We start from the raw sequence: 6,107 nt of genomic DNA on the forward strand, positions 1-6,107 counted from the left end.
CAGGGGAGTTTCCCCCTGGCGGTCAAAACCGATATGGATCCGCCGCTGGCCAAATTTCCTGCCCCTTTTGGCCTCGTCGAAGCCAAGGGGGATGCCACCCTGCCGTTGACCCTGCGCAACCTGGAGGCGGTATTGCCTTTGGATGCAGCCCACCCTGGCTCGGCAGCCAATGAAGCAGCCGCAACCGACAAGCCGACCGAATCCACCACCAACGCAACATCAACCAACAAGCCGACCGAATCCCCCGCCAACACACCATCGACCGAAAAGCCGACTGCAGCACCCACCAAAAAAACCACCGCTGCCGTCACCTCCTGGTGGAACACTGTGCGCGAGCAATATTGGCCGGCAGCGGTCGAAATACGTGGTCGCCAGCTCCGGGTGGAAAAACCGGCGGAGTTCATCACCTGGATGAAACGGATCCATGATGTGCAGGAAAGCATCACGGAGACGAAGAATGATCAAGTGATCATCAAACAGCGCGTTGGGGAAATATCGGTGTTCGCCGGACTTGGTCCGGCCCATGCGACCCAACTGGAAACCTTCACCCTGCCCAAACCAGGCGGTAAAAAAGCCTTCGAAGTGGTGGGTATTCCATTCAAGAAACCCGGCTTTTATGTCGTGGAACTGGCGAGCGACCGGCTTGGGGCCGAACTGCATGGCGAAAAAAAACCTTATCACATCCAGACAGCCGTCCTGGTCACCAATCTGGCCGCCCATTTCAAACATGGCCGGGACTCCTCCCTGGTCTGGGTGACCGCCCTGGATGACGGCAAACCCGTCGGCGGTGCCGAGGTGACCGTCGGGGATTGCCAGGGAAAAATTTACCATTCCGGCCAGACCAATGCCGAGGGCGTGCTGACCATTCCGGAAAAACTGCCCGCCAAAGAGTCACTGCCGGGATGCAAGGAAAAGTATCAACGTGATTATCTGGTCACCGCCCGTTCCGGGGATGATCTCACCTTCCTGCTCTCCTCCTGGAACGAAGGCATCACCAACTACAGCTTCAACCTGCCCTACAACTGGCAACAAAGACCGACTCTTCAGGCAGGCACGGTTTTTGACCGCACCTTGTTGCGGGCCGGTGAAACCGTCTCCATGAAACATTTTATCCGGCAGGCCATGGGAACCGGCCTTGAATTACTCGACCCGAAAACCCTGCCGCACGAGGTCATCATTCGCCACACCGGCAGCGGCCAGGAGTATAAATTCCCCCTGCAATGGGGTGCGCAGCAAAGCGCGGAAAGCCAGTGGCCCATTCCCAAGGAAGCCAAAATGGGCGCGTATGCGGTCACCTTGCGCTCGGGAAAACCTCCCCATGAAAACAACCAGGAGTCAGGAACTTTCCGGGTGGAGGCATTTCGGGTCCCCACCATGCGGGCCAGCCTCACCCCGGTCCAGGCCGAAGCCATCAACCCTGCCCAGGTTGAACTGGACCTGCAATTGCGCCATCTTTCGGGTGGCGGGGCCGGTTCCGCTCCGGTCAAACTGCGTGCCCTGCTGCAACCCAAAGCCATGCACTTTGCCGATTACGATGGTTTTACTTTTGCCAACGGCAACATTCAACCCGGTGTGAAACAAAACCGCTCGACACACCAGGATGGCCCGGATGAAGAGTCTGAATCGAATGCCGAAGAACATTCCCAGCCCCTCAAGAGTCAACCCCTGCCGGTGCAATCCCTGACCTTGAACCCAACCGGAACCGCCCGGGCCATGATCAAAAACCTGGAGCCATCCGAAAGGCCAAGAGACCTGCTGGCCGAAATGGAATACCAGGACAACAACGGTGAATGGCTGACCGCCGCCACCCATGTCACCCTTCTCCCTTCAGGTGTCATCCTGGGACTCAAGCCCGATGGCTGGGCCGCCAACGTCGAAGAACTCAAATTTCAGGTTGTGGCCCTGAACCCGCGTGGCCAGCCCCTGGCCAAGGTGCCGGTGGCCGTTGACCTGCTCGAACAAAAGACCTACTCCCATCGCCAGCGTCTCATCGGCGGCTTTTACGCCTATGAACACCAGAATGAAATCAAACATGTGCAAGAGTTTTGTGCCGGAGTTACCGACGCCCAGGGACGGCTGTTCTGTACCGGCAAATCCCCCGTGCAGGGCAACGTCATTCTGCGTGCCAGGGCCGTGGATACCGAACAACGGGCCAGCTTTGCCCATACTTCGGTCTGGGTGACCAAAAAAGATCAGTGGTGGTTCAATGTCGAACACCACAACCGCATGGATCTGCTCCCCGAGAAAAAGCAGTATGAACCCGGTGAAGAAGCCCTGTTGCAGGTGCGCATGCCTTTCCGGGAGGCCACCCTCCTGGTCACCGTGGAACGGGAAGGGATTCTGGACAGTTTTGTCCAGACCCTGACCGGAGAAAATCCCATTCTGCGGGTCCCCATGCGCGGGCATTATGCCCCCAATGTCTTTGTTTCGGCACTGGCAGTGCGGGGCCGTGCCACGGAAGTAGCCCCGACAGCCCTGATCGATCTGGGTCGCCCGGCCTTCCGCCTTGGTTATGCCAAAATCCAGGTTGGCTGGAAGGCCAACACCCTGAATGTCCAGGTCACCACGGACCGCCCGACCTACAAGATTCGGGAATCGGCCACCGCCACCATCCAGGTGACCCCTGCCTCCGGCCAACCCCTGCCTGCTGATGCCGAGGTGGCCTTGGCTGCCGTCGATGAGGGATTGCTGGAACTCAAGGCCAACGACTCCTGGAATCTGCTGGCCACCCTGATGCAGGAACGACCTTTGAGCGTGGAAACCGCCACGGCCCAGGAACAGGTGATTGGTCGCCGTCATTATGGACGCAAGGCCGTCACCCATGGCGGCAGCGGAGGGCGCGGCAAGGGGGGCAGGGAGTTGCTGGAAACCCTGTTGCTCTGGCGGGGACGGGTCAAACTGGATGCCCAGGGTCAGGCCCAGGTGGCCATTCCCTTGAATGATCTTCTCTCATCTTTTCGCGTGGTGGCGGTGGCCAGTGCCGGCAGCAACCTGTTTGGTACCGGGGCCACCTCGATCAATACCACCCAGGAGTTGCAAATTTTCTCCGGTTTGCCACCCCTGGTCCGGGAGCAGGATCATTTCCGGGCAGGTTTTACCGTGCGCAACAGCAGTGAGCGTCCCCTGCAAGCCACGCTGCATGCCAGCGTGACCATTCATTCCCGTGCGGGGAGTTCTCCATCCATCTCCTCTCCTCCTTCTGCGGCTCCGCCTCCTGCCGCAACTCAGTCTTCCGCCACAGCACCGGCTCCTGCCGCAACTCCGGCTCCTGCCGCAACTCCGGCTCCTGCCGCAACTCCGGCTCCTGCCGTAACTCCGGCTCCTGCCGCAACTCCGGCTCCTGCCGTAACTCCGGCTCCTGCCGTAACTCCGGCTCCTGCCGCAACTCCGGCTCCTGCCGCAACTCAGTCTTCCGCCACAGCACCGGCTCCTGCCGCAACTCCGGCTCCTGCTACGGATACGGCTACGGCTTCGTCCGCACATCCAACCACGCCCCTGCCCCCCATCACCCTCCAACTCGCCCCGGGCGAGAGTCGGGAAGCGGCCTGGGAACTGGCAGTCCCTGTCGATACCGAACGTCTCGCCTGGAGCATCCAGGCCACGGCTGATGGGGCCGCAGATCGGCTCAACGTCTCCCAGACCGTCATTCCAGCCCTGCCCGTGCAAGTCATCCAGGCCACATTGAGTCAACTCGATGGACAACAGGAAATTCCCGTTGCCATGCCGGCGGATGGCCTGCCGGGCCGGGGCGGTGTGCGACTCCAGGTCCAGGCCAAACTGGCCGAATCCTTGGCCGGGGTACGGGAATACATGGCACTCTATCCCTACTCCTGCCTGGAACAACGCATTTCCAAAACCGTGTCCGCGCAGGATGAAACCGCATGGAATCAACTCATGGCTGCCCTGCCCTCCTACCTGGATGCCGATGGTCTGGCCAAATATTTTCCAAACCTCCAGAAAGGGAGTGATGCCCTCACGGCCTATCTGCTGGCCATTGCCCATGAAGCCGGCTGGAGCATCCCCCCCGACCAGCAACGCAAAATGCTTGACGGGTTGCTGAATTTTGTGCAGGGCAAAATTCTGCGATACACAGGACTGTCTGCCGCCGATCACAACCTGCGCAAATTGACCGCCTTGGAAGCCATCACCCGTTACAACAACGCCCTCCCTCTCAAGCATCTGACGGCCATTCCCGCCGAACCCAACCAGTGGCCCACCTCGACTTTGATCGACTGGCTGAACATTCTCAGCCGGGTGGAGTCCCTGCCCAAGCGGGCCACCCTGCGCCAGGAAACCCTCGACATTCTCCGCTCCCGACTCGATTTCAAGGGAACCTCCCTGGGTTTTTCGACGGCCCGGAGCGATCATTTGTGGTGGCTCATGGTTTCGGAAGACAGCAATGCCACCCGGCTCATTCTGGCCCTTTTGCACGATAAAAACTGGCAGGAGGATCTGCCCCGTCTGCTGCGCGGCACCCTTGGCCGCCAGAAAAGAGGCCATTGGGACACGACAACAGCCAATGCCTGGGGCACCGTGGCCCTGAAAAAATTTTCCAGCCAATTCGAGTCGGTGCCGATTACGGGCACCACGACCGGTCAACTGGCCACAACCGGACAGCACCATGACTGGGGCAGGCAACCCAAGGGCGGTACCATGGAATTTCCCTGGCCAGCGGAACCGGCCCGGTTTGCCTTGACCCACCAGGGAACCGGCAAGCCCTGGGTCACCCTGCAAAGCCGGGCGGCCATCCCCCTCAAGGAACCCTGGAACAGTGGCTATCGCCTGCAACGCACCATCCTGCCCGTGGAACGCAAAACGCCCGATGTTTGGAGCCGGGGTGATGTGTTGCGCGTGCGCCTGGAACTGGAGGCCCAATCCGACATGACCTGGGTGGTGATCAACGATCCGATTCCTGCCGGTGGAGCCATCCTCGGCACCGGTCTGGGCCGGGATTCCAAAATCATGACCCGGGGCGAAAAACAGTCGGATTGGATCTGGCCCGCCTTCGAGGAACGCACCTTCGACTCGTTCCGGGCCTATTTCGAGTGGCTGCCCAAAGGCAAATGGCAGGTGGAATACACCCTGCGTCTCAACAATCCGGGCCGCTTTTCCCTCCCCCCCTCCCGGGCAGAGGCGATGTATGCCCCGGAAATGTTCGGGGAAATTCCCCTGGAGGCCATGACCGTGCAACCATGAGACCGTCCATATCAAAATCCTACCAGATACGCGGCACAAAAGAGAGATCGTTGGCCAGGCGAACGTTTTCCCCGGATTGGACGATCACGAACAAACCCAGGTTCATGGCAAAACGATCCACACCTTCCCCCATGACGATACCGGCCACGGCACCCATAATCTGCCTGTCGGCGTATTCTGGATAAAACTCCTTGAATTCTGACAATTTATCCGCATGCCACCGCACATCCTCGATCTTCAAATCGCTTTTAACCTCCACCGCAACCACTGCGGTGGTATTGATGACGAGAAGGTCGATCTCCATGTGTCGATTGCCAGGCAATTTGGCTTTGGTGCGCGGATGCACCTTATGCACCGGAATGCCACGCTCAGCAAACATGGTTTCACAAGCCGGGGCCACCATACCTTCGACAAACTCTCCCCAACGCCCCCCCAGACGACCAATCTGGCGGGAAACATCCTTGACCACCCGTTCAGTCTCCTGGAAATGCCGATCCGCCTCGGCACGCGCCTTGGCCTGCTCCTCTTGAAAGCGCCGATCCGCTTCGGCTCGCTCTTCCTTGAAGATGCGCTCGGCTTCCGCACGTTCGATCCGTTCCTTTTCTCGCGCCTTTTCTCGCGCCTTTTCTCGCGCCTTTTCTCGTTCAATGCGTTCCTTTTCTCGTTCAATGCGTTCCTTTTCTCGTTCAAAGCGTTCCTTTTCTCGTTCAATGCGTTCCTTTTCTCGTTCTTCCCGTTCCATTCGCAAAAGCCGCTCGTTTTCCTGAAAGCGACGTTCCCAATCGGATTGGGATTTTTGAAACAAATAGTTGGTTTCCTGAAACAATTTCCAGATATCTTCCAGGGTCAAAGGTGTGGACATGGTTGGCATCTCCTGGCAAAGGGTCATCAGATCGGGCTGCATGCAGTAT

2 protein-coding genes are annotated in these 6,107 nt (G+C 59.0%); one reads left to right on the forward strand and one right to left on the reverse strand.

All coding sequences use genetic code 11. The features are described from left to right. The coding region (locus tag HQL65_12485) for a hypothetical protein (protein ID MBF0137049.1) at positions 1-5,196 on the forward strand (5,196 nt) is incomplete at its 5' end. Between the two features lie 19 nt (positions 5,197-5,215). Here the strand turns inward: HQL65_12485 and HQL65_12490 are convergent. After that, positions 5,216-5,938, reverse strand: a complete 723-nt coding sequence (locus HQL65_12490; protein MBF0137050.1) for a DUF3782 domain-containing protein — start codon at positions 5,936-5,938, stop codon at positions 5,216-5,218. Positions 5,939-6,107: the final 169 nt, after the last annotated feature.

The sequence above is a fragment of the Magnetococcales bacterium genome, from assembly GCA_015228935.1.
In the GTDB taxonomy this organism is placed as follows: Bacteria; Pseudomonadota; Magnetococcia; order Magnetococcales; family DC0425bin3; genus HA3dbin3.